Origin of the sequence: Bacillus sp. (in: firmicutes), from assembly GCA_017656295.1 — a bacterium.
In the GTDB taxonomy this organism is placed as follows: Bacteria; Bacillota; Bacilli; order Bacillales; family JACDOC01; genus JACDOC01.
In genome coordinates, this window is sequence record JACDOC010000001.1 from 451,684 (window position 1) to 474,437 (window position 22,754).

A 22,754-nucleotide genomic window follows, 5' to 3' on the forward strand; every position below is an offset into this window, starting at 1 on the left:
ATTCTGATTAAATTGATAAGAATAATAGAATTTTAAAGAGGGTGACCTTCGATGATTACGATAGACAACGTCACGAAAACCTTTCCTGCTAAGACGGGTGATGTAACAGCACTGAAAGATGTGAGTTTAACTATTCAAGAAGGAGAAATATTCGGCATTATCGGGTACAGCGGAGCCGGTAAAAGTACATTGATTCGTCTACTTAATGGATTAGAAGTTCCGTCCTCAGGAAAAGTGATTGTAGATGGACAAGAAATCTCCAAAATAAAAGGAGCAATTCTACGAAAGACAAGGCAACAGATTGGTATGGTATTTCAGCATTTTAATTTACTGTGGTCACGAACGGTAAAAGAAAACATCGCCTTCCCTTTAGAAATTGCAAAAATTCCGAAGCAAAAACGTGAAAAGCGCGTTCAAGAACTAATTCAATTAGTCGGTTTGGAAGGAAAAGAAGAGGCGTACCCTTCTCAATTAAGCGGTGGTCAAAAGCAGCGAGTTGGTATCGCCAGAGCATTAGCCAATAATCCAAAAGTTCTTTTATGTGATGAAGCGACGTCTGCCTTAGATCCAAAAACAACAGATTCAATTTTAGAATTGTTGAAATCCATTAATCAAAAATTTGGAATTACGATTGTGTTAATTACCCATGAGATGCATGTCATCCGAAAAATTTGTCATCGCGTAGCTGTCATGGAATACGGTTCGGTCGTTGAAGTCGGCTCTGTTCAAGAGGTGTTTAAACACCCGAAAGCAGAAGTCACAAAACGTTTTATCCAGCAAGAAGAAGCTGTGTTTGGGTCAGACAAACATCTCGACTTGTTCTTACCATTACGTGACAAAGAAGTATTAGTCAAGTTCAAGTTTGGCGATTCGGTACAACAACCGATTATTTCCCAACTGGTGAGGCAATTTGCAATCGATGTGAACATCGTCCAAGGAAACGTGTCTCGTACGCAAGAGGGGTCACACGGCTGGCTCATTGTGTCGATGTATGGTGAAAAAGAAGACATTGATTTCGCTCTGGCGTTTGTCAAAAAAGAAGGGGTGATTGTGGAGGTGCTAGCGAATGGTAGAGAAATGGCTTCCTAATGTGAATTGGGAAAAAATGTGGGAAGCAACGTACGAAACCATCTATATGACATCGATTTCTGTTCTCATTACGTTTATGTTAGGAATTGTGCTTGGTCTATTATTGTTCCTAACATCGAAAGGGAATATGTGGGAAAACAAAGTCGTTCATTGGCTTGTAAGTGCGTTTGTAAATATTTTCCGTTCCATCCCATTCATTATTTTAATTGTACTTTTGGTTCCTTTTACCAAGTGGTTAATGGGTACCATTATTGGTGAAAAAGCAGCGCTTCCTGCGTTAATTATTGGTGCCGCACCCTTTTACGCGCGAATGGTGGAAATTGGCCTTCGGGAAATTGACAAAGGGGTCATCGAAGCGGCCAAAGCGATGGGAGCGTCCAATACAACCATTATCTTTAAAGTGTTAATACCTGAATCAGCGCCAGCGATTGTTTCTGGTATTACTGTAACCGCGATTGCTCTTGTTGGTTTTACAGCAATGGCTGGCGTCATTGGAGCAGGGGGTCTAGGAAACTTAGCTTATTTAGATGGGTTTCAACGAAGCCGTGATGATGTGACTTTAGTTGCTACGATTATTATTTTACTGATCGTATTTGTCCTCCAATTTATTGGAGATCACCTAACAACAAAAATTGATAAAAGATAAGGGAGATGAGAAAGATGAAAAAATTTCTATTTTGGTTAAGTACGATTCTAATTATTGGGGTGTTAGCAGCATGTGGTTCATCTGAAGAAAGTGCTGCTACTAACGAAACAAACGATACAAAAAAATTAGTGGTTGGTGCCTCTAACATCCCACACGCTGTGATTTTAGAAAAAGCAAAACCGATTTTAGAAGAAAAAGGAATCGAATTAGAAATTGTTACGTATCAAGATTATATCATGCCGAATAAAGCACTTGATGAAAAATCATTGGATGCAAACTACTTCCAACACGTACCTTACTTAGAGTCTCAAATTGCTGATCATGGATATGATTTCGTGAACGCAGGCGGAATTCATATTGAACCAATTGGTTTATACTCCCAAAAATACAAAAGCTTAGACGAGCTTCCAGATGGAGCAACAATCATTATGAGTAACTCTGTTGCCGACCACGGCCGCATTTTATCAGTACTTGAAAAAGAAGGGCTTATCAAATTAAAAGAAGGGGTAGACAAACTGAAAGCTACGACGGATGATATTGCCGAAAATCCAAAGAACTTACAGTTTGAATACGATTATGAAGCTTCGTTCTTACCGCAAGTGTATAACAATGGTGAAGGTGATGTTGTTGTCATTAACTCTAACTATGCAATCGACGCAGGTTTAAATCCACTAGAAGACTCCATTGCGATTGAAAGCAGTGATTCACCATATGCGAACATCATTGCTGTTCGCAGTGGAGATGAAAATCGTGAGGAAATACAAACATTAGTGGAAGTGTTACGTTCTAAAGAAATTCAAGACTTTATTTTAGAAGAATGGAATGGAGCAGTCGTTCCAGTGTCAGGTGAATAATAGCGTGTTCCCCCTTTTTATATAAACCTAAATCCGAGGTGTACGCCTCGGATTTTTTTGTCTCGCACTTTTTAGCATAGTTTCCAACTTTTTAACTCATACTACGGGTGAAATGAAGTGAAAGATAGGAGTGGAAGGAATATGCAATATGAACCACGAAATTCGACCGAAGCAGCTCTTCATCATTACAAAGCAGGATTAGGGACATTTACGCAAAAAATGCCGGAGCTTGCTAATCATTATCATGCCTTTACTCAGGAATGTTTTAAAGAAGGGGCACTTTCTCAAAAGGAAAAGCAGTTAATTGCTCTTGGGATTAGTCTTAATTTACAAGATGAATATTGCATTATTTATCATTTGAAAGGTTGTTTAGATCAGGGGTGTTCAGAAGAAGAAATTTTAGAAACAATCGGTGTCACTGCCGCATTTGGTGGAGGTGCTGCGATGAGTCAAGCAGTTACTCTTGTCCAAGAGGCCATGGAAGAACTAAATCAATTAAAGCAATAAGAATAAAGGAGCATCTATGAGAGATATGCTAAAAAATTGAGAATTATCCACCTAAATTAAATTGACGCGATTCAATCCTTTCTACATACATCAGAAGTGACTTTACTCCGTTTGTCGGTTTATTTCTTTACTGGTAAAATATTACTTGTATGATAAATAATGAAAGGATTGATTCCCTATTCAACTTTTAAAATTGGACTATACGTCTGATATGGAAAAATCGCTTTATCAAGCCCATGGGATTGGTTATGAGGTATATCGTCGAAAGCATGATGTTCGGATGATGATAGAACGACGTAGGGAAGCCGATTACGTGAATAGTCAACGAATGATTGCTGATTTAGGTAGACGGTTGATCTATACAACATATTTATAGGTAGAAAAACGGAAACCAGTGTGTTTACAACCACTGGTTTTCTCATTTATCAAAATATACATGTTTCCAGAAAAATAAGGAAACGATAAGGAAGTACAAGATAGATGGGGAAATCATGGAATCTTTAGTTTCTCACCTTTACAAGTTGCTTATAGTTTTCATTTGTTATAAGATTGTAATGAGAATAAAATGAGAATAAGAATAAAAAATATTCTTTCAATAATTAAGCTGAAGACGGAGGTATAATCATGGCTGGTTCAACATTAACTATTAAAGATCTTCATGTGTCGGTTGAAGGAAAAGAAATTTTAAAAGGGGTTAACTTAGAAATAAAAGGTGGCGAAATTCATGCCATCATGGGTCCTAACGGTACAGGTAAATCTACGCTTTCTTCTGCGATCATGGGTCATCCGAAGTACGAAGTAACAAAAGGAAGCGTTACGCTTGATGGAAAAAACTTGCTTGAAATGGAAGTAGATGAACGTGCACGTGCTGGACTATTTTTAGCAATGCAATACCCAAGTGAGATTAGCGGGGTAACAAATGCAGACTTCCTACGTTCTGCCATCAATAGCCGTCGTGAAGAAGGCGATGAAATTTCCTTAATGAAATTTATTCGTAAAATGGACGAAAAAATGGAATTCCTTGAAATGGATCCAGATATGGCACAACGTTATTTAAACGAAGGTTTCTCTGGTGGTGAGAAAAAACGTAACGAAATTCTTCAATTAATGATGTTAGAGCCGAAAATCGCAATTCTTGACGAAATTGACTCTGGTCTTGATATTGACGCGTTAAAAGTTGTATCTAAAGGTATTAACGCGATGCGTAGCAAAGATTTCGGTTGCTTAATTATTACGCACTATCAACGTTTACTCAACTATATCACTCCTGACTATGTACATGTGATGATGCAAGGACGAATTGTGAAATCTGGTGGACCAGAACTTGCACAACGTCTTGAGGCTGAAGGGTACGACTGGATTAAGAAAGAACTTGGTATTGAAGACGAAATTGTTGGTCAAGAAGCGTAAGCGTTAGGAGGATTAAAATGACAGTAGAAATAAAACTACCAGTAGATCAGGAGTACGTTCGTACCTTCTCCAATGAAAATGGAGAACCAGGTTGGTTAGCTGAACTTCGCATTCAAGCACTTGAAAAAGCAAGTGAATTACCGCTTCCGAAACCAGATAAAACGAAAATAGATAAATGGAATTTTACACAATTTGAGTCCCATACTGTTTCATCTGAACCATTTAAATGTGTAGAGGAATTACCAAAGGAAGTTCAAGCTCTTATTGATGTAGATAATGAAAAGAAAAACTTATACGTACAACGCAATAACACGCCATCATTTGTTGTGTTATCAGATGATTTAAAAGAAAAGGGTGTCATTTTTACAGATATTTTTACAGCGGCAAAAGAGCATAGCGACCTGTTGCAAAAATATTTCATGAAAGATGCGGTAAAGGTCGATGAGCATAAATTAACTGCTCTTCATGCGGCGCTAATGAACGGTGGCGTATTCTTATACGTACCAAAAAACGTAGTCATTGAAGAGCCAATTCAAGCGGTATATGTAGTAGATGACGCAAAAAGTTCTTTATTTAACCACGTGTTAGTTGTCGCTGATGATCATAGTTCGATTACTTATGTTGAAAACTATATTTCTACTACTTCTGCGGAAAACAAAATTGTTAACATCGTGACAGAAGTTGTAGCGAATACAAACGCGCGCGTAGCGTATGGTGCCGTAGATAATTTAGCAGCAGGTACCACCACTTATGTGAACCGTCGTGGTATTGCTGGCCGTGACGCGAGAATCGAATGGGCATTAGGTTTAATGAACGACGGTAATACCATTTCTGAAAACGTAACAAACTTAATGGGCGATGGCTCTTATGGAGATACAAAAACGGTTGTCGTAGGACGTGGTAAACAAACTCAAAACTTTACAACAAAAGTTGTTCATTTTGGAAAACATACGGAAGGTTACATTTTAAAACACGGCGTCATGAAAGACGAAGCAACATCCATCTTTAATGGAATCGGAAAAATTGAGCATGGTGCATCTAAATCAAACGCTGAACAAGAATCTCGCGTCCTTATGTTAAGTGACAAAGCACGTGGAGATGCGAACCCAATTCTTTTAATAGATGAAGATGATGTAACAGCAGGACACGCAGCATCCGTTGGTCGTGTGGATCCAATTCAACTTTATTATTTAATGAGCCGCGGAATTCCACGTGTGGAAGCAGAACGACTGATTATTCACGGCTTCTTAGCACCGGTCGTGAATGAATTACCAATTGAAGGTGTGAAAAAGCAATTAATTGAAGTTATCGAAAGGAAAGTTCGATAATGGATGTAAAAGCAATTCGTGAAATGTTCCCTATTTTGAATCAAGAAGTCAACGGACATCCCCTAGTGTATTTAGATAGTGCAGCGACTTCCCAAAAGCCGCTGCCTGTTATTGAAGCATTGGATGAATATTATCGCCAATACAATTCCAACGTTCATCGGGGGGTTCATACCCTCGGAACAAAGGCGACAGACGGATATGAAGGAGCTCGGGAAAAAGTTCGGAAATTCATTAATGCTTCTTCAACGGAAGAAATTATTTTTACTAGGGGAACAACCACTTCCATTAATACGGTTGCCGTTAGCTATGGACGGGCGAATGTTCATGAAGGGGATGAAATTGTTATCACTTATATGGAGCACCATAGCAATATCATCCCATGGCAACAACTAGCGAAACAAACAGGCGCAACCTTAAAATATATTCCTTTACAAGAAGATGGAACGATATCGCTTGATGACGTCAGAAATACGGTTACGCCGAAGACGAAAATCGTTTCCATGATGCATGTGTCCAACGTTCTTGGCACGATCAATCCGATTAAAGAAGTGACTAAAATTGCCCATGAAAACGGGGCCATCATGGTTGTCGATGGTGCACAAAGTACACCTCATATGAAAGTAGACGTTCAAGATTTGGATTGCGATTTTTACACATTTTCTGGACATAAAATGTGTGCACCGACTGGAATTGGCATATTATATGGTAAAAAGCATTTGCTTGAACAAATGGAACCGGTTGAATTTGGCGGAGAAATGATTGATTTTGTTGGATTGTACGAATCAACGTGGAAAGAGCTCCCTTGGAAGTTTGAAGGGGGAACACCAATCATTGCTGGTGCGATTGGCTTAGGAGCAGCCATCGACTTTTTAGAAGAAATCGGTCTAGAAGCGATTAAAGAACATGAGCATCGCTTAGCGGCCTACGCGTTAGAAAAAATGTCGACGATTGATGGGATTACTATTTATGGTCCTAAAGAAGCGGATAAACGTGCAGGATTAGTAACATTTAACATTGCAGATGTGCACCCTCACGATGTAGCGACAGTCCTCGATACCGAAGGAATTGCCGTTCGAGCAGGCCATCATTGCGCACAGCCGTTAATGAAATGGCTGAACGTTTCTGCTACTGCACGGGCAAGTTTTTACTTGTATAATACAGAAGAAGATATCGATAAACTAGTGGAAGCACTTATCAAAACAAAGGAGTATTTTAGCGATGTCTTTTAACAATCTAGACACACTTTATCGTCAAGTCATTATGGATCACTATAAAAATCCTCGAAATAAAGGCAAATTAGAAGAAGGTAGCGTTACTGTGGATATGAACAACCCTACGTGTGGGGATCGTATCCATTTAACAATGAAGGTTGAAAATGGAAAAGTCGTAGATGCGAAATTTGAGGGAGAAGGATGCTCCATATCCATGGCATCTGCATCTATGATGACGCAAGCCATTAAAGGAAAAGACTTTGATACGGCCTTACGTCTTTCTAGCATCTTCTCTGATATGATGCAAGGAAAGGACTATGATGATGACATTGACTTAGGCGATATTGAAGCGTTGCAAGGAGTTTCGAAGTTCCCGGCTCGTATTAAATGCGCCACTCTTGCTTGGAAAGCAATGGAGAAAGGGTTACGTAACGAACAATAACGAGTCAGCTGGTTTTTCGTTTAACACACAACAAGATTGGAGGAATAAAAATGGCAAAGAAAATGCCGGAAATCGGGGATTATAAGTACGGTTTCAGAGATAAAGACGTGTCCGTTTTCCGTTCCAAACGCGGTTTAACTCGTGAAATCGTCGAAGAAATTTCCCGAATGAAAGATGAGCCACAGTGGATGCTCGACTTCCGCTTAAAGTCACTAGAACACTTCTACAATATGCCAATGCCACAATGGGGCGGCGACTTATCCGCTCTTGATTTTGATGAAATTACGTACTATGTTAAGCCATCTGAGCGTTCTGGACGTTCTTGGGATGAAGTACCAGAAGAAATTAAGCGTACATTCGATAAATTAGGGATCCCTGAAGCGGAACAAAAATACTTGGCAGGGGTATCTGCGCAATACGAATCTGAAGTTGTGTACCACAACATGAAAGAGGATTTAGAGAAATTAGGTATCATCTTTAAAGATACGGATTCAGCGCTAAAAGAAAACGAAGATCTTTTCCGTCAGCACTGGGCAAAAGTAGTCCCTCCAACAGATAATAAATTCGCAGCATTAAATTCTGCGGTTTGGTCTGGTGGTTCTTTTATTTACGTTCCACCTGGAGTAAAAGTGGATACGCCGCTACAAGCATATTTCCGTATCAACTCTGAAAATATGGGTCAGTTCGAGCGTACGTTAATTATCGTTGACGAGGGAGCGCACGTTCATTACGTAGAAGGATGTACAGCACCAGTTTATACAACGAACTCACTGCACAGTGCGGTCGTTGAAATTATCGTGAAGAAAGGTGCATACTGCCGTTATACAACCATCCAAAACTGGGCAAATAACGTATATAACCTTGTTACTAAACGTGCCGTTTGTGAAGAAAACGCAACGATGGAATGGATTGACGGAAATATCGGTTCTAAACTGACAATGAAATATCCGGCTGTCATCTTAAAAGGTGAAGGTGCGCGTGGTATGACTTTATCCATTGCTCTTGCTGGTAAAGGGCAACACCAAGATGCCGGAGCTAAAATGATTCACTTAGCACCAAATACGTCTTCTACCATCGTTTCTAAGTCTATCTCTAAACAAGGTGGTAAAGTAACGTACCGTGGTATTGTTCACTTTGGTCGTAAAGCAGACGGTGCTCGCTCAAACATTGAGTGTGACACGCTTATTTTAGATAACAAATCAACATCCGATACCATTCCATATAACGAAATTTTAAATGACAATATTTCGCTTGAGCACGAAGCGAAAGTATCAAAAGTATCGGAAGAACAATTATTCTATCTCATGAGCCGCGGTATATCCGAAGAAGAAGCTACTGAAATGATTGTGATGGGCTTTATCGAGCCATTTACAAAAGAGCTTCCAATGGAATACGCGGTAGAAATGAACCGTCTAATCAAATTCGAAATGGAAGGTTCTATCGGTTAATGACACACCTCGCTCCACTTGGGGGCGAGGATTTTTTCTGTCATTTTTTCACTTTTGTAAAAGTTGATGCACCTACCTATGCTGAACTATGGAATATGATAGAATGAGGTTAACAAGGTGGTGAGACGGTGATTTATATCGGATTAACGGGATGGGGCGATCATGATTCATTGTATGAAGGGAACGTATCCAACCGGGATAAATTACAAGTATATGCTTCCTATTTTCCAACGGTAGAGGTGGATAGCTCTTTTTATGCCATCCAACCAGAACGTAATTACGAAAAATGGATTGAGGAAACTCCAGCAAGTTTCCAATTTATCGTAAAAGCCTATCAAGGAATGACGGGGCATTTACGTGGAGACATCCCGTTTTCTTCTAAAAAAGAAATGTTCGAGTCCTTTTGCCAATCACTCCGTCCGTTTTCAAAATCCAGCAAATTAGCGATGGTGCTATTTCAGTTTCCGCCATGGTTTCAATGCACGAAAGAAAATGTCGATTACTTACGTTATTGTCGAGAAGCAATGGGGGACCTCCCAGTCGCACTAGAATTTCGGAATCGAACGTGGTTTTCTGAAAAATATCGAGAAAAAACACTGGCTTTTATGAAAAAAGAAAAGTGGATCCATAGTATCTGTGATGAACCACAAGTAGGGGAAGGGTCAGTACCAACTGTTTTAGAACCAACGGATTCAGAAAAAACGTTAATACGCATGCATGGTAGAAATGTTAATGGATGGCGAAAACCAAAGGAAGGGAAAAACTGGCGGGATGTGCGCTATTTATACCGCTATAATCGCCAAGAGCTGCTGGAATGGAAACATTATATACGAAGTCTTCAAAAACGGACTACCACTATTTACATGTTATTTAACAATAATTCTGGTGGTGATGCTGCAGACAATGCCAAGGAAATGATTGAACTATTAGGTATTGAATATGATGATTTAGCCCCACGGCAACTAGAGTTATTTTGAGGAGAGTGATTTTAAACAAATGGAAGCTATTGTTTTAATCGTGTGTGGATTACTAGCAGGAGCATTAGGGGCTCTAGTCGGCCTTGGAGGGGGAATCATTATCGTTCCAGCCTTAATTTATTTAGGTTCCTATACGCCTTTATTAAAACCAATCTCTCCACAGGTAGCTGTGGGGACGTCCTTACTCATCATGATATTTACAGGATTGTCTTCTACGTTAAGTTATATGAAGCATAAGACAGTTGATTACAAGAGTGGATGGATTTTCTTTCTAGGAAGCGGACCAGGGGCGATCGTGGGTGCTTGGGTGAACCAAACGTTAAAGATGAGCACGTTCAATGTGTATTTCGGAAGTTTTATGATTTTTGTCGCTCTTTTACTTATGTTTAAAAATCGTTTAAAACCGGTCCAAGGTCTGTTTAATCAAACCATTAAGCGAACATTTATGGATGGAGAAGGGCATACATACGAATATGGATACCATCCTTTGATGGGAATCTTGATTTCGTTTATTGTGGGATTTTGTTCTGGTATTTTTGGAATTGGTGGAGGTTCTCTCATGGTACCAGCGATGATGCTTATTTTTCTGTTTCCTCCACATGTGGCGATTGCAACTTCGATGTTTATGATTTTTCTTTCTGCATTAGTTAGTTCGACGATGCATATTTGGTTAGGAAACGTCAACTGGACTTATGCTCTTTTTCTTATTCCGGGAGCGTGGATTGGCGCTAAAGTTGGGGCTTGGATGAATACGAAATTAAAATCAGATACACTGGTAAGTATTTTACGGATTATTTTAATTCTTATCGGCCTGCGCCTCATCTATCAAGGAATTGTCGGTTAGCTTTAGAAGACAGCAAACAAGTATTCATCATATATTACAATAAGCGATAGGTTAAGTGAAAAATGAATGCGCTGAGGTGTTAGGGATGATGGAGACCATCCATATTTATCATACGAACGATATACATAGTCATTTTGAGCATTGGGTGCGGATTACACCGTTTTTAAAAGAACGACAAGCGCTACATCAAAAAATGGGACAGTCTGTATTTGTTTTTGATATTGGTGACCATGTTGACCGCTGGCACCCTTACACGGAAGGAACGTTAGGAAAAGGAAATGTTGAGCTCCTAAATGATGTTGGTTACACAGCCGTGACCATTGGGAATAATGAGGGCATTACCTTTGGATATGAAGATCTAGATTCATTATACGATAACGCCCAGTTCGATGTAGTTATCGCCAATGTTTACCAACCGGATCATAAGCGACCTGAATGGGCAAAACCATATTGTTTGTATCAAACGAAACATGGTCTTACATTAGGAGTAATTGGGGTAACAACATATTTTAAACGGTTTTATGAGCTACTTGGTTGGAAAATGACCGATCCAATTGAGGAAGTAAAGCGCATAGTTGCCCGAATTCGGGAACATGCCGATATCATTGTGTTACTATCCCACCTCGGAATTTACGATGATGAACGAATGGCACGGGAAATTGAAGGAATCGATGTGATTTTAGGTGGACATACCCATCATATTTTGCACGAAGGAAAGGTCATCAACAATGTGCTACTAGCTGCTGGGGGAAAGCACGGTCAATATGTTGGACATGTGCAATTAACCATTGATACAAATAAAGTGATTCATGAGAAAAAAGCGCAATTGTACGAAACTCAACAATTACCTCCTCGAGAATACGAAGATGAGCAGATTGACAGTTTGTTTGAAAAAGGTAAAACGTTATTGTACCAACCGATCGCACATGTAAAAGAGGAATTAGCTGTCCATTGGTTTCAACCTTCTACTTTTCCACAACTGTTATGTGATGCCATTTTAGAATGGTGCCAAGGGGACTGTGCCTTTATTAATGCAGGACTTGTTTTACATTCTCTCCCTAAAGGAAAAGTAACCAAGTTTCATATCCATCAAGCACTGCCCCATCCGATCAATCCTTGTGTTGTAGAATTGACCGGAGCTGAATTGAAAGAAGTGTTTCGTCAAAGTTTTGATCAATCATTAGCCCATTTACCGATTAAGGGATTTGGTTTTCGTGGACAAGTGATGGGAGCGTTTGTGTACAGTGGAATCGACTTTGATGAAAATAGGCAAACCTTTTCTATCCGAGGGAAACCTCTTGAAGCCAGACGAGTATACCAACTAGCAACAATTGATATGTTTACGTTTGGTCCATTTTTTCCAGAAATTCATCGAGCACAGAAAAAAACATACTTTCTACCAGAATTTTTACGGGACATTATCGTTTGGAAGTTGTCAAAATAACTTGTAGCACCTTTTCACATCTTTTCATACACATGTAGTATGAAAGGAGCGGAGGATTGATGGTGTCCCTTGAACCAATAGTAATCGACGGACATACGTTTCTAGCGATAAACGTTCAGTTACCAAAAACGAATTTAGTGATGGTAACGAATGATAAAGGGTATATTATGTGTGGCGCTTTAGATGTGGCGTTACTCAACGAACGGTTAAAAGATCGAAGAATTATTGCAGGTCGTGCGGTTGGAGTAAAAACAATTGAGCAATTATTGGAAGCTCCGTTAGAATCCGTAACGGTAGAAGCGGAGGAATATGGCATTTATACAGGAATGAAAGGGAAAGACGCTTTGCTTAAGCTGGTGTAATGAGAAGGGAAGATACTGCCTTCCCTTCTATTTAGTGCAACATTTGATTGTCATTTGTTTTCTTGTATTTTAAGATGGACCTGAAGGAGTAAAAAATAGGAACAATCAATAGGAGAATATAATGAGGTTAATAGCTACAAAATCAGTCAAACCAGGTATGATCTTAGCACATCCTATTTTTAACGAAAAAGGTCAACCGTTATTACGTGAAGGTGTGTCATTAACGGAAAGATTAATTGATCGATTAAATCAATATAAAATTACATACGTATATATTGCCGATTCTGCATCTGAAGGAATTAAAGCGACGTCTTCTATTTCTGAAGCTGAACGACTCCGTGCTGTTAAAACCATCGAAAATACACTTAGAATGATTAATAATTCCTCTTCCTTATCTACCATGACCGTACTTGAAAAAAATACAAAACAGTTAAAAGGAATTGTTTCGACCATTTTAGAAGCGATTAAAGGTAATCAAGATGTTTTAAATGTCTTAGTTGACGTTTATTCCTATGATTCTTATATTTATCAGCATTCATACAATGTAACCTTATATTCATTAGCCATAGGTGTCGGGTTACAATTGCCTCGTAAGCAATTAGAAGTATTAGGGTTAGGAGCCTTACTTCACGATGTCGGGAAAGTGAAAGTTCCTCGGGAGATTTTACTCAAGCCAGGAAAGCTGACCGATGAGGAGTTCGAAGTCGTAAAAAAGCATACCGAGTTTGGATTTGAGTTGTTACGACGTTTACATACCGTTCCACTAGTAGCGGCTCATTGTGCGTATCAACATCATGAACGTTTAAATGGTTCGGGGTATCCGCGCGGGATTAAAGGGGACGAGATGCATGAATTTGCGAAAATTATTGCTGTAGCAGATGTATATGATGCCGTTACCTCCAATCGCGTGTATCGAAAGGCGATGTTGCCACATGAAGGTTTAGAGTTATTATACTCTGGTGCAGGAACCTTGTTTGATTCATCAATTGTCGAGGCTTTCCGAAAATCGATATCGATCTACCCGGTTGGAGTAACTGTTGAATTAAGCGATGGACGGAAAGGAATTGTCGCAAAGCAAAATAAAGGTGTAACCGATCGTCCCCATATCCGCATTACGGAACAAAATGGACAACCGTTACAACAGCCTTATGAAATGAATTTACAAGAACATTTAGGCGTTACCATTGTAAAATGTGAAGCATAAAAAAATAGCTTATTTCCCCTTTTTCACGCATACATTTAGTAGTGAAGGGGGGATTTTTTTGTCTTTTAATTTTTACAAAAAACCCCGACGAAGAGGGCCCTTACCCTTTCGTTATGTCTTTTTACTTTCATTTGTCTTCTTTATTTTTTCCACTGCGGCTGGACTATGGATTATCAATGAGGGGATTAAACCAACGCTAACGAGCTACGCCGAAACGCAAACCCGTAAAATCGCCACGATGGTCATTAATAAAGCGATTAATAAAAAAATAGCGAATGTCATTGATATTAATGACATTATTGAAACGGTACCGAACCCGAACGGAAATGGAACGACGACAACGAAATTTAATACAGAAATTATAAGTAGGGTGCAGTCAGAAATTACGAGCCTTGTTCAAATGAACATTAAAGAAGCAGAGCGCGGAAATTTAGAAGCGCTGGAATTTTTATCAGATGTAGAAATTAACAAAGAAGAAACCATAAAACGGGAAGGGATTGTGTACGAAGTTCCGCTTGGGCAAGCGACCAACAATGCGTTATTAGGGAACTTAGGTCCACAAATTCCCGTTCGTTTCTTTGCAATTGGTGACGCACAATCCAATGTAAAAACGTACTATGAAGCATTAGGAATTAATAACGTTTGGGTCGAAGTTTTTATTGAAATAGAGGTAAACATTCAAATTATCATTCCATTTGCAACAAAAGTGACAACAATCAAACAGGATATTCCTGTTGCTATGGGACTAATTCAAGGAAAAGTACCACAGTTTTACAACGGTGGCGGTAATACTTCCCCTTCCATTGAAGTACCATTTGAAAACTAGTTGATAAATGAAATAAACATTGTTATAGTAATAGAAGACAAGTGAATAAGCAACTAACCTAATCGAAATCCGATGGGGTAGAGGCTGCAAAATTTATGAGTAGGCTACGTGAGGATGACAACGATGATCGTAGTTGAAAGGAAATTTTGCCGAAGTAAAAATGATGCGTCAACGTCATTTTTGCTGGGGTTGCTCTGAATAAGAGTAACACTGTCATTATGAGGGGGTATACCTCATAATGGGGAGCTACTGATCGTGATGGAGAAACGGAAGACATTACAAGGGTAATGGTAGACGTTCTCTATCATTACCCTTTTTTGTTTATCCTCTGTCATGAAAAAAGTTCCCCCCTATCAAAATAAGGAGGAGGACTAATGGAAAATACGATTTTCTCACTTTTACCACCTGTTGTAGCCATTGTGATGGCAATTCTTACTCGTCGTGTCATATTATCCTTAGGTGTTGGGATTGTATTGGCAGGTTTATTGTTAGGTCAATTCCAGCTAGGTGCGTCATTTACTTATATTTGGGAGGCATTTTCGGGCATTTTTATTTCCGATGGGGAAATAAATACGTGGAATGTTTACATTTTAATTTTCTTACTCATTTTGGGTGTCATTACCGCATTTATTAATATTTCTGGTGGAAGTCGAGCTTTTGGTGAATGGGCGTTAAAGCGCGTAAAATCTCGTGTAGGTGCACAATTAGTTACAGCCTTTTTAGGGATTATTATTTTTATCGATGATTATTTTAATAGCTTAGCAGTGGGGCAAGTGGCTCGCCCAATTACAGACCGACAAAAAGTATCACGCGCAAAATTAGCTTATTTAATCGATTCTACGTCCGCACCGGTATGTGTCGTTTCGCCAATCTCCAGCTGGGGCGCATATATTATTGGAATCATTGGGATGATTTTAGCTGAGCATAGCATTACGGAATATACGGCTTTTTCGGCATTTATGCAAATGGTGCCATTAAATATTTATGTATGGGTAGCTTTGGCCTTCGTCTTCTTTGTCGCGATTCGCAACGTAAACATTGGTGCAATGAAGCAACATGAAGAACGGGCGATAGCAACAGGTGAAGTGTATGATCCAGAAAAAGAAATTCCAGGGGAAGTTAAAGAAGAATTGCCAGTTAGTCAAAAAGGAACGATTGGTGATTTATTGCTACCGATCCTAGCTTTAATAGTTGGAACGGTCGTGGCGATGATTTGGACAGGAGCAAAAGCGGTGGAAGGTGAAGCTACAATCCTTGCCATTTTTGAAAACACGGACGTAGCAACTTCCCTTGTATACGGTGGTTTATTTGGCTTATTAGTGACAATTCTTTTATTTATTCGTCAAAGTGTTGTATTTAAAGGGATTCCTGCATCCGTATTTGGGAATGGAGTTTGGGCAGGAATTCGCTCCATGTTACCAGCGATCAATATTTTGATTTTAGCGTGGACGATAGTTACATTAATTGATCAATTGCAAACAGGTACGTATTTAGCGGGACTTGTGGAAAAAGCGAACATAAATACAGCGTTTTTACCGGCTATTTTATTTTTAGTAGCTGGAATTATGGCATTTTCGACAGGTACGTCTTGGGGGTCATTTGGTTTATTGCTTCCGATTGCTGGAGAAATCGCGGCTGTTACTGATATGACACTTCTTTTACCATCAATGGCTGCCGTGTTGGCAGGAGCGGTATTTGGTGACCATTGTTCGCCAATTTCAGATACGACGATTCTTTCGTCTACAGGAGCCGGTAGCAACCATATGGACCATGTCGTGACACAACTGCCTTACACGCTTATCGCAGCGGTTATTTCTACAATTAGTTATATTGTCATCGGCTTTTTCGGTAGTACGATTATTGGATTATTCGCTGCAGCCATCCTGTTTGTTATTGTAGCGGTATGGCTGCAAAGAAATACAGGAAAACAAACGGAAGCAGTCGAAGCTTAGATGATAAAAACGAGCGGTCAATGGACCGCTCGTTTTTTTGTGCACATATGTAAAAGATCTTATATTAAAACAAAAATCTATGAAATTCCAAGATGTATAAAAAATGAAACGAAGTTAGGCAACATAGAGATACTTTTTTACAATAGTGAGAGAAGGTAATGAACTGTCAAATAATTAATTTTTTTACTATTTTTAAAATAATACTTTGACAACTATTGTCGATAGGCTTATACTTTATGTTAGATAATATTAAATAATCAGAAAATTTAAAATATCTAACTTCACATTGGAAGTTAGAAATAAGGGGGTAAAAGAATGGAAAATCGACAACAATGGGGGACTCGGGCCGGTTTTATTTTAGCAGCGGTCGGGTCAGCAGTCGGATTAGGTAACATTTGGCGTTTTCCTGGCATCGCCTACGAAAACGGTGGAGGAGCCTTCTTCCTACCATATTTATTCGCGTTGTTAACAGCAGGGATTCCCATCTTAGTTTTAGAGTTTACACTTGGGCACAAGTATCGAGGTTCAGCTCCATTATCATTGGGACGAATGTCGAAAAAAGGTGAATGGATTGGATGGTGGCAAGTCGGTATCTCGTTTGTCATCTCAACTTACTACGCTGTAATTATCGCTTGGGCGATGGCTTATGCGTACTATGCGCTCAGCTTACAATGGGGAAATGATCCACTAAGCTTTTTAATCGGAGACTATTTGAAATTAACTGAAAATCCAGGTGAGGTAGGAAGTGTTGTTCCTAGCGTCTTTATTCCACTGGTTTTAGTTTGGGCAATCACTTTAGGTGTACTGTTCAAAGGAGTTAAAAAAGGTATTGAATTGGCAAACAAAGTAATGATTCCGGCGTTAGTGGTCTTATTTTTAATTATCGTTATTCGTGCATTAACGCTTGAAGGAGCAGTAGACGGGTTAAACACATTCTTTAAACCGAACTGGGATGTAATTTTAAGTGGGAAAGTATGGGTAGCAGCGTATGGACAAATTTTCTTCAGTTTATCTATAGCTTTTGCCATCATGATTACGTATTCAAGTTACTTACCAAAGAAATCTGATATTACGAACAACGCATTTATTACTGGTTTTGCAAACTCTTCTGTAGAGTTGCTAGCAGGTATCGGGGTTTTCAGTGCGTTAGGATTTATGGCTGCACAACAAGGTGTCCCTGTTCAAGAAGTTGTTTCTAAAGGTGTTATCCTTGCGTTTGCGGTATTTCCGGAAATTATTAACAACTTCCCAGTTGCATCTGAGTTATTTGGGTTCTTATTCTTTACATGTTTAGTACTTGCAGGCCTTTCTTCTCTCATTTCGATTGTTGAAACATATGTTGCTGGTGTACAAGAAAAGTTTAACATTTCCCGTACGGCTTCTGTTGCTGTCGGTGGTGGAATTGCAGCACTAATCTCTATATTATTCTCGACTCAAGGTGGCTTATACTTCTTAGACTCTGCAGACCACTTTATCAACAATTACGGTATTGCTTTAGCTGGTTTAGTCGAAGTTGTTTTTGTTGCTTGGTTCTTACGTGAACTTGATAACTTAAAAGGTCATGCGGACGCTGTTTCCGATATTCGCCTTGGTGCTTGGTGGAAACTTTCAATAACAATTATTACTCCAGTCGTTCTAGGCATTATGATGGTAATGAACTTCCGCGAAGATATTTTGAACAGCTATGGAGATTATCCGGCTGTATTTAACTTCTACTCTGGTTGGCTTGTAGCCGCATTAGTGATTTTCCTTGGATTTATCTTTGCTTATGCAAAAAAGTGGAATCAAGGTCAATTAGAAATTCCATCCCATAAGGAGGTACAATAACCATGGATGCAAGTGCAGTAGTGATGATGATTGTTGGTATGCTAATCATTTGGGGTGGATTAGGACTTTCGATTGCGAATGCTGTTCGTAAATCTAAAAACTAATCATACAAAAAGTGACCGAAATGGATGTTTGTTTCGGTCACTTTTTTGCATATGGGAGAGGGCTGATACAGAAGGCGTAAGCCCATTTTTGGTTATCGTCGATTTCTTTTCGCTTCTTGTTCCCAGCGACGTAAGTATGGAAATGGATCAAACGACCATTCGGTTTTTCCATTATATTTGTACATCCCGTAATGTAAATGGGGTGGGAATTTTCCAGATGTACCTGGGGGACCATATCCGCTACTTCCTACAGCCCCAATCATCATACCAGGCTCAACCATTTGCCCGACGTGCAAGCCATTTACAAACCCATTGAGATGAGCAAAATAATGATACGTATTGTTAATGTCACGAATGCCGATTCGCCATCCTCCATACTTGTTCCATCCTTTCATTTCGACAATACCGTAACAAGTGGATAGAACAGGAACGCCATAGTCGGCAAAAATATCTGTACCTTCATGAATTCGCCGTCCTCCCCAACCTCTAGCATCTCCCCACGTGTTCTTATAACTGTAATTATAGCGAATAGGAAGTGGGAAGGATTTTTGGTCCAAATTTAAACGGCCAAAGTGACGATACATTTTCGCTTTCCCGACAATAATACTCACGGCTCGATCCCGTTTATAATAGTTCCATAAAGCGATTTTAATGTTGTCATGATCCATGCCATACTGCTTCACATATTTGGCCATAGCAAATAAAACGTCTTCATCGTTCGTCCGTTCGGCTTTACCATCTCCATTCCCATCAACACCCATTCCATCAAAGTAGGCAATAGAACGAGGATTGACGTCATTTCGATTCGGATTCCAACCACCTGACCATTGTTCTTCTGTAAAGTAAATACTAATAATCCCCTCTGGTTTCGGTAAATCTTTTCTAACCGTACGAATCGTTCGTTCGTATTGATCAATGGCTGCTAAATAATACCATGGAATCAAAGTGACAGCTTCCACTTTTTTATATAATTCCATCCGTTTTCGATACATTTCCTCTTCAGAAGGTGCTTCCTTTGCTAGGACACTGAAGGGAGTGAAAAGGGACAAAAAAAGCAATACAATGATGAGCCTTCCCATATTGGTCCTCCTTTTTTTCAAAATGTCGAGTCTACTCGTGATATAATTAGTTTGTGATTGAACGATTCAAACATTAATATCAATTAATGGTAACCATCATTTCACAATGCTTGTGTTCCCTTCTTTCGTATGTTAAAGTGACATCAGAAGAAGTTTTGAGATATTGGTTCACTCTGTTTGCTTAAGCAGACGACAATTGGACGATTGGAGATGAAAGTATGAGCAAAAGAGATGAATACTTACGTAAGCCAGAATGGTTAAAAATAAAATTAAATACGAACGAAAACTATACCGGCTTGAAAAAAATGATGCGGGAGAAAAACTTACATACGGTATGTGAGGAAGCCCGCTGTCCAAACATTCATGAGTGCTGGGCTGTTCGTCGCACCGCTACCTTTATGATTTTAGGAGACGTATGTACGCGGGCGTGTCGTTTCTGTGCCGTTAAAACGGGGTTACCAACAGAATTAGACTGGAAAGAACCAGAGCGAGTGGCAGATTCCGTTCGCTTAATGAATTTAAAACATGTTGTTGTGACAGCGGTTGCACGGGACGATTTAATTGATGGTGGAGCTGCTGTATTTGCTGAAACGGTTCGAGCCATTCGTCGCAAAAATCCATTTACGACAATAGAAGTATTGCCTTCAGATATGGGAGGCGTGTACGAAAACTTAAAAACGTTAATGGATGCGAAACCAGATATTTTAAACCACAACATTGAGACTGTCCGTCGCTTGACACCAAGAGTTCGTGCCCGTGCAACTTACGAGCGCTCACTGGAATTTTTACGTCGAGCGAAAGAATTACAGCCAGATATTCCAACAAAGTCTAGCATTATGATTGGTCTCGGTGAAACGAAGGAAGAAATTATTGAAGCAATGGATGATTTACGGGCAAATCATGTCGATATTTTAACCATCGGTCAATATTTACAACCGACGAAAAAACATCTTAAAGTACAAAAATATTATCATCCAGATGAATTTGCGGAATTAAAAGAAATCGCCTTAGAAAAAGGGTTTAGCCACTGTGAATCCGGACCATTAGTTCGTTCATCTTACCATGCGGATGAACAAGTAAATGAAGCAGCAAAGACGAAACAAAAAATGGGTGAAATCGAAACAAAAAATGCCTAAACTAAAGGTTAAGGAGTGGCCCTTTGTCATAAGGGTCACTTTTTTCTTTTATATCCTACGCGAAATTGTTCCTATGCTTAGTTAGTAGAAATTTGTATCACACCAACTGCTAAGTTTAGAAAGAGTTTGTCTGTTAAATCATGTAAGAAAATAATCCATAAGGAGATGGTGAGGACTAAAAACGAGCTGACTTCCTAAATAAAGTCAGCTCATAAACCATTAGCGGATAATGTTCGAACCACGCCATGAACCGTCAGGAGATTTCATCTTCGTTTGAGTTTGGAAGCGATCCGTTCGATCCGTCATTTCGTTTATCATTTCTCCGTTCGGATTTTCCCCATCACTCATGTTTCGACCTTGTGGAGAACGTTCTAACATTAGCTCAATCGTTTTTTCGATAGCAGCATTGGCATTTCGCATGTCCGCGTCCATATTCGAGAGGTTTTCTACGTCACGTAATAATTGAGGGTCATCTGTTACGTATACGTGATACCACCTTGGGACCACAGACATAGCCGTTTTTTTCACTTGGTCGGCAACTTCAAATCGCGATTGGTCATCAGTGGCTTTCGTGCGATAGGCGATGAGTACTTCTTCATCGGTTACAAGTGTGGAACAGTCCGTGACATTTGGTAAAGTAACGGACATTTTACTGATTGCATCGGCAGCTTTTTCCCGATTGATTAAATACATGTTGTCGTATGTGACGGTGTCCCCCATAATAGGGCTTTTTTGGTGACGAACGAATCCGAATTCTTCGGCATTTTGTTGCGTTGTATAGTTATCGTTTTCGTTATATAATTCACCACGGTTTTGGACATTGATGGTGTTTCCTGAATCATAAAACAGTCCTTGCTCGTCATCGGTATTTGCTGCACAGGCTGCCAATGCAGTAATACTAACGACACCTAACGAAAGAATCCATTTTCTCAACTTTACCACCCCCTCGCTATTAGGATGGCTTCGATCTTAATTTTTTTTCATAGTAATAAGTGGTGAATCAGCTATAATGGAAATTAGGATAACAGTTTAAGGCAGGTGATACGGATGATTACAATCAATAATCTTCATTACGAATTAGTGGAAGAGCATCGGAACGGTTTTAATGAAGAGGCGTTTCGTAATCGCTATAGCGATATTTTAGCGAAATACGATTATATATTAGGTGACTGGGGATATGGACAGTTACGCTTACGGGGATTTTTTGATGATCAAAATCAAAAAGCCACATATGATACAAAAATAAGTACATTGAAGGAATATTTGTATGAATATTGTAATTTTGGCTGTGCTTATTTTGTATTGAAAAAAGTAGACAAATAATCGGTCAGAAAAGATCGTTCTTCTGACCGATTGGTTGACGCTATCCTTCATCAGTGCCGTATGGAGGCTCGCTATTTTTGGACTTTTCGTCATGGGGAGGATGGGCCCCGTCCATTTGTCGTGGCAAGTCTTGGTGAAGTGTTCTAACTTCATAATTAAAGGCACTATAATAGCGTTGTCCTTTTCTCCAAGGCGTTGATTTGTTGAAAACAGGATTATCTTTTCCCCGAGGGGATCCATACGCTCCTTCTGGTAATCCCTCTGGTATTAAAAAATTTCTCATCGTTTCCACGTTGGAGAAATCAGAATATTGTTCCGAGTCGCGATTTGTCAACAGTCTCACCTCGAATGTGAGGATAATGAAATGGATGGTTCCATTTCTTTTTTAGTATATGTGCCCCCTCTGAACTTATTCAAAACGCGCAGTTACACGACTTCATATAAAAAAGAACGCAATTCATTTCCTTCTTCTTCGTTTAATTGAAAAACATGCTCTAAATATCCTGGTTCGTCTAAATCGTCTCGGCCAATAATCGCATACTGATTGCTTTGTAAATTTAATATTAACTGTTTTCCGTAATAACGATCGGTTTGAAGAATAGCTAAGTCGTACCGTTGTGATTCACCCATAAAGCTAACAAAACGAATGTTCGCTGTTTCTTTTTGATCATACAAAAAAAATCGTTCCATGTATTGTTCCTCCTGTCCTTTTCATTTTTCATCATACCAAATTCGTTTCAA

The 22,754-nt window shown here is 39.4% G+C and carries 25 protein-coding genes; 21 read left to right on the plus strand and 4 right to left on the minus strand.

Annotated features, from left to right (window positions below):
- Nucleotides 1–51: 51 nt before the first annotated feature.
- From H0Z31_02220 to H0Z31_02310, 19 genes are all read left to right on the plus strand, one after another.
- Entirely contained in the window at nucleotides 52–1,089 is a 1,038-nt protein-coding gene (locus tag H0Z31_02220) for a methionine ABC transporter ATP-binding protein (protein MBO8176249.1), read from the plus strand.
- A complete protein-coding gene (locus H0Z31_02225; GenBank protein MBO8176250.1) occupies nucleotides 1,067–1,735 on the plus strand; it encodes an ABC transporter permease in 669 nt (222 codons plus the stop codon). Before H0Z31_02220 ends, H0Z31_02225 begins: the two co-directional genes overlap by 23 nt.
- A 14-nt stretch (nucleotides 1,736–1,749) precedes the next feature.
- Nucleotides 1,750–2,589: a MetQ/NlpA family ABC transporter substrate-binding protein gene (locus H0Z31_02230; protein ID MBO8176251.1), complete on the plus strand. Its 840-nt coding sequence runs from the start codon at nucleotides 1,750–1,752 to the stop codon at nucleotides 2,587–2,589.
- Between the two features lie 141 nt (nucleotides 2,590–2,730).
- On the plus strand, nucleotides 2,731–3,096 hold the full coding sequence (locus H0Z31_02235; protein ID MBO8176252.1) for a carboxymuconolactone decarboxylase family protein: 366 nt from the start codon (nucleotides 2,731–2,733) through the stop codon (nucleotides 3,094–3,096).
- A gap of 211 nt (nucleotides 3,097–3,307) precedes the next feature.
- Entirely contained in the window at nucleotides 3,308–3,472 is a 165-nt protein-coding gene (locus H0Z31_02240; protein ID MBO8176253.1) for a hypothetical protein, read from the plus strand.
- A 248-nt stretch (nucleotides 3,473–3,720) separates the two neighbouring features.
- Nucleotides 3,721–4,506 carry a Fe-S cluster assembly ATPase SufC gene (gene sufC, locus H0Z31_02245; protein ID MBO8176254.1) on the plus strand — a complete coding sequence of 262 codons (786 nt, stop codon included), beginning with the start codon at nucleotides 3,721–3,723 and terminating at the stop codon, nucleotides 4,504–4,506.
- 17 nt (nucleotides 4,507–4,523) lie between these two features.
- Nucleotides 4,524–5,834 carry a Fe-S cluster assembly protein SufD gene (gene sufD, locus H0Z31_02250; protein MBO8176255.1) on the plus strand — a complete coding sequence of 437 codons (1,311 nt, stop codon included), beginning with the start codon at nucleotides 4,524–4,526 and terminating at the stop codon, nucleotides 5,832–5,834.
- On the plus strand, nucleotides 5,834–7,063 hold the full coding sequence (locus H0Z31_02255; protein ID MBO8176256.1) for a cysteine desulfurase: 1,230 nt from the start codon (nucleotides 5,834–5,836) through the stop codon (nucleotides 7,061–7,063). The genes sufD and H0Z31_02255 overlap by 1 nt, the downstream gene beginning before the upstream one ends.
- The gene (locus H0Z31_02260; protein MBO8176257.1) at nucleotides 7,053–7,487 is read left to right on the plus strand and encodes an SUF system NifU family Fe-S cluster assembly protein; all 435 of its coding nucleotides are present in this window, start codon (nucleotides 7,053–7,055) and stop codon (nucleotides 7,485–7,487) included. Before H0Z31_02255 ends, H0Z31_02260 begins: the two co-directional genes overlap by 11 nt.
- 50 nt (nucleotides 7,488–7,537) lie before the next feature.
- Nucleotides 7,538–8,935: a Fe-S cluster assembly protein SufB gene (gene sufB, locus H0Z31_02265; GenBank protein ID MBO8176258.1), complete on the plus strand. Its 1,398-nt coding sequence runs from the start codon at nucleotides 7,538–7,540 to the stop codon at nucleotides 8,933–8,935.
- A gap of 128 nt (nucleotides 8,936–9,063) precedes the next feature.
- Nucleotides 9,064–9,912: a DUF72 domain-containing protein gene (locus H0Z31_02270; GenBank protein ID MBO8176259.1), complete on the plus strand. Its 849-nt coding sequence runs from the start codon at nucleotides 9,064–9,066 to the stop codon at nucleotides 9,910–9,912.
- 19 nt (nucleotides 9,913–9,931) lie between these two features.
- The gene (locus H0Z31_02275) at nucleotides 9,932–10,756 is read left to right on the plus strand and encodes a sulfite exporter TauE/SafE family protein (GenBank protein MBO8176260.1); all 825 of its coding nucleotides are present in this window, start codon (nucleotides 9,932–9,934) and stop codon (nucleotides 10,754–10,756) included.
- An 85-nt stretch (nucleotides 10,757–10,841) separates the two neighbouring features.
- Nucleotides 10,842–12,200: a bifunctional metallophosphatase/5'-nucleotidase gene (locus tag H0Z31_02280; protein MBO8176261.1), complete on the plus strand. Its 1,359-nt coding sequence runs from the start codon at nucleotides 10,842–10,844 to the stop codon at nucleotides 12,198–12,200.
- Between the two features lie 59 nt (nucleotides 12,201–12,259).
- Nucleotides 12,260–12,562, plus strand: coding sequence for a DUF1805 domain-containing protein (locus tag H0Z31_02285; GenBank protein ID MBO8176262.1), 303 nt, complete (start codon nucleotides 12,260–12,262; stop codon nucleotides 12,560–12,562).
- Between the two features lie 121 nt (nucleotides 12,563–12,683).
- Nucleotides 12,684–13,766 (plus strand): HD-GYP domain-containing protein, encoded by a 1,083-nt coding sequence (locus H0Z31_02290; protein MBO8176263.1) that lies wholly within the window; start codon nucleotides 12,684–12,686, stop codon nucleotides 13,764–13,766.
- Between the two features lie 58 nt (nucleotides 13,767–13,824).
- Nucleotides 13,825–14,592 (plus strand): sporulation protein YunB, encoded by a 768-nt coding sequence (gene yunB, locus H0Z31_02295; protein MBO8176264.1) that lies wholly within the window; start codon nucleotides 13,825–13,827, stop codon nucleotides 14,590–14,592.
- A 374-nt stretch (nucleotides 14,593–14,966) separates the two neighbouring features.
- A complete protein-coding gene (locus H0Z31_02300; GenBank protein ID MBO8176265.1) occupies nucleotides 14,967–16,544 on the plus strand; it encodes a Na+/H+ antiporter NhaC family protein in 1,578 nt (525 codons plus the stop codon).
- A gap of 315 nt (nucleotides 16,545–16,859) precedes the next feature.
- Nucleotides 16,860–18,371, plus strand: coding sequence for a sodium-dependent transporter (locus H0Z31_02305; GenBank protein MBO8176266.1), 1,512 nt, complete (start codon nucleotides 16,860–16,862; stop codon nucleotides 18,369–18,371).
- Nucleotides 18,372–18,373: 2 nt separating this feature from the next.
- A complete protein-coding gene (locus tag H0Z31_02310) occupies nucleotides 18,374–18,475 on the plus strand; it encodes a methionine/alanine import family NSS transporter small subunit (GenBank protein MBO8176267.1) in 102 nt (33 codons plus the stop codon).
- Between the two features lie 92 nt (nucleotides 18,476–18,567).
- Here the strand turns inward: H0Z31_02310 and H0Z31_02315 are convergent, their stop codons facing one another.
- A complete protein-coding gene (locus H0Z31_02315; protein MBO8176268.1) occupies nucleotides 18,568–19,554 on the minus strand; it encodes a M23 family metallopeptidase in 987 nt (328 codons plus the stop codon).
- Nucleotides 19,555–19,772: 218 nt separating this feature from the next.
- Here H0Z31_02315 and lipA point away from each other — a divergent pair, with 218 nt between their 5' ends.
- Nucleotides 19,773–20,690 (plus strand): lipoyl synthase, encoded by a 918-nt coding sequence (lipA, locus tag H0Z31_02320; protein ID MBO8176269.1) that lies wholly within the window; start codon nucleotides 19,773–19,775, stop codon nucleotides 20,688–20,690.
- Between the two features lie 219 nt (nucleotides 20,691–20,909).
- Here the strand turns inward: lipA and H0Z31_02325 are convergent, their stop codons facing one another.
- The gene (locus H0Z31_02325; protein ID MBO8176270.1) at nucleotides 20,910–21,623 is read right to left on the minus strand and encodes a YhcN/YlaJ family sporulation lipoprotein; all 714 of its coding nucleotides are present in this window, start codon (nucleotides 21,621–21,623) and stop codon (nucleotides 20,910–20,912) included.
- A 114-nt stretch (nucleotides 21,624–21,737) separates the two neighbouring features.
- Here H0Z31_02325 and H0Z31_02330 point away from each other — a divergent pair, with 114 nt between their 5' ends.
- Nucleotides 21,738–22,013: a DUF1027 domain-containing protein gene (locus H0Z31_02330; protein ID MBO8176271.1), complete on the plus strand. Its 276-nt coding sequence runs from the start codon at nucleotides 21,738–21,740 to the stop codon at nucleotides 22,011–22,013.
- A 40-nt stretch (nucleotides 22,014–22,053) separates the two neighbouring features.
- On the opposite strand, the gene H0Z31_02335 is transcribed toward H0Z31_02330, so the two are convergent.
- Together H0Z31_02335 and H0Z31_02340 are read right to left on the minus strand one after the other, a co-directional pair.
- Nucleotides 22,054–22,347, minus strand: a complete 294-nt coding sequence (locus tag H0Z31_02335) for a cytosolic protein (protein MBO8176272.1) — start codon at nucleotides 22,345–22,347, stop codon at nucleotides 22,054–22,056.
- Between the two features lie 92 nt (nucleotides 22,348–22,439).
- Nucleotides 22,440–22,703, minus strand: coding sequence for a DUF3055 domain-containing protein (locus H0Z31_02340; GenBank protein MBO8176273.1), 264 nt, complete (start codon nucleotides 22,701–22,703; stop codon nucleotides 22,440–22,442).
- Between the last annotated feature and the right edge of the window lie 51 nt (nucleotides 22,704–22,754).

What these genes read in the sequence shown, in the direction of transcription:
- H0Z31_02290 (MBO8176263.1), top strand. Translation starts at nt 12,684, where the DNA reads ATGAGGTTAATAGCTACAAAATCAGTCAAACCAGGTATGATCTTAGCA.
- H0Z31_02230 (MBO8176251.1), top strand. Translation starts at nt 1,750, where the DNA reads ATGAAAAAATTTCTATTTTGGTTAAGTACGATTCTAATTATTGGGGTG.
- H0Z31_02240 (MBO8176253.1), top strand. Translation starts at nt 3,308, where the DNA reads ATGGAAAAATCGCTTTATCAAGCCCATGGGATTGGTTATGAGGTATAT.
- H0Z31_02275 (MBO8176260.1), top strand. Translation starts at nt 9,932, where the DNA reads ATGGAAGCTATTGTTTTAATCGTGTGTGGATTACTAGCAGGAGCATTA.
- H0Z31_02310 (MBO8176267.1), top strand. Translation starts at nt 18,374, where the DNA reads ATGGATGCAAGTGCAGTAGTGATGATGATTGTTGGTATGCTAATCATT.
- H0Z31_02235 (MBO8176252.1), top strand. Translation starts at nt 2,731, where the DNA reads ATGCAATATGAACCACGAAATTCGACCGAAGCAGCTCTTCATCATTAC.
- H0Z31_02255 (MBO8176256.1), top strand. Translation starts at nt 5,834, where the DNA reads ATGGATGTAAAAGCAATTCGTGAAATGTTCCCTATTTTGAATCAAGAA.
- sufB (MBO8176258.1), top strand. Translation starts at nt 7,538, where the DNA reads ATGGCAAAGAAAATGCCGGAAATCGGGGATTATAAGTACGGTTTCAGA.
- H0Z31_02340 (MBO8176273.1), bottom strand. Translation starts at nt 22,703, where the DNA reads ATGGAACGATTTTTTTTGTATGATCAAAAAGAAACAGCGAACATTCGT.
- H0Z31_02260 (MBO8176257.1), top strand. Translation starts at nt 7,053, where the DNA reads ATGTCTTTTAACAATCTAGACACACTTTATCGTCAAGTCATTATGGAT.
- sufC (MBO8176254.1), top strand. Translation starts at nt 3,721, where the DNA reads ATGGCTGGTTCAACATTAACTATTAAAGATCTTCATGTGTCGGTTGAA.
- H0Z31_02315 (MBO8176268.1), bottom strand. Translation starts at nt 19,554, where the DNA reads ATGGGAAGGCTCATCATTGTATTGCTTTTTTTGTCCCTTTTCACTCCC.
- H0Z31_02300 (MBO8176265.1), top strand. Translation starts at nt 14,967, where the DNA reads ATGGAAAATACGATTTTCTCACTTTTACCACCTGTTGTAGCCATTGTG.
- lipA (MBO8176269.1), top strand. Translation starts at nt 19,773, where the DNA reads ATGAGCAAAAGAGATGAATACTTACGTAAGCCAGAATGGTTAAAAATA.
- H0Z31_02225 (MBO8176250.1), top strand. Translation starts at nt 1,067, where the DNA reads ATGGTAGAGAAATGGCTTCCTAATGTGAATTGGGAAAAAATGTGGGAA.
- H0Z31_02220 (MBO8176249.1), top strand. Translation starts at nt 52, where the DNA reads ATGATTACGATAGACAACGTCACGAAAACCTTTCCTGCTAAGACGGGT.
- H0Z31_02330 (MBO8176271.1), top strand. Translation starts at nt 21,738, where the DNA reads ATGATTACAATCAATAATCTTCATTACGAATTAGTGGAAGAGCATCGG.
- H0Z31_02305 (MBO8176266.1), top strand. Translation starts at nt 16,860, where the DNA reads ATGGAAAATCGACAACAATGGGGGACTCGGGCCGGTTTTATTTTAGCA.
- H0Z31_02280 (MBO8176261.1), top strand. Translation starts at nt 10,842, where the DNA reads ATGATGGAGACCATCCATATTTATCATACGAACGATATACATAGTCAT.
- H0Z31_02285 (MBO8176262.1), top strand. Translation starts at nt 12,260, where the DNA reads ATGGTGTCCCTTGAACCAATAGTAATCGACGGACATACGTTTCTAGCG.
- sufD (MBO8176255.1), top strand. Translation starts at nt 4,524, where the DNA reads ATGACAGTAGAAATAAAACTACCAGTAGATCAGGAGTACGTTCGTACC.